The sequence below is a fragment of the Tersicoccus solisilvae genome, assembly GCF_014643255.1.
In the GTDB taxonomy this organism is placed as follows: Bacteria; Actinomycetota; Actinomycetes; order Actinomycetales; family Micrococcaceae; genus Tersicoccus; species Tersicoccus solisilvae.
This window is the reverse complement of the sequence record NZ_BMJI01000114.1, coordinates 1-503: the sequence shown is the minus strand read 5'-3', so window position 1 is coordinate 503 and position 503 is coordinate 1. Positions and strand designations below refer to the sequence as shown.

The following is a 503-nucleotide window of genomic DNA, read 5'->3' as shown; positions in this document are numbered from 1 at the left end:
GGGCTCACGTGAGCAATCACGGCATCCCCAGGAATGGGGCGGCAGCAGTTGGCGAAGGTAACCAGCATGCCTTCGGCGCCGCGGATCGGCATCAGCTTGTGCTCATCATGCTGCTTCTGCGGCTCTATCTTGTCGCCCTTGAGGCGTTGGGCTATGACTATGCTCATGGCATTGCCAAGACCTATGTCGGCCAGCAGTGATTGCAGATCGGCGTGTTTGGTGTCTTTGACTACCTTGTCTATCTGCGCCGGATCTATCTGTTCCAGCTTGGTTTCGCCCAGCGCATGGTTCAGCAGACGCCTACCCAGGGTGCTGGCTTCGTCCTGCTTGAGGCTCTTGAGCACCTGACGGATTTTGGCGCGGGCCTTGCCGGTAACCACGAAGTTGAGCCAGGCGGCGTTGGGGCGGGCGCCTTTGGCGGTGATGATCTCGACCGTTTGCCCGGAAATCAGCGGTTGACTCAAGGGGTAGGCCTGGCGGTTGACCCGGGCGCCGACACAGGT

1 protein-coding gene is annotated in these 503 nt (G+C 60.4%); it reads right to left on the bottom strand.

Going from position 1 to position 503, the window contains the following annotated elements; genetic code table 11:
• Positions 1-503 (bottom strand): RelA/SpoT AH/RIS domain-containing protein (locus IEX22_RS16500; RefSeq protein WP_229660132.1); only part of this gene is annotated, 503 nt, incomplete at both ends.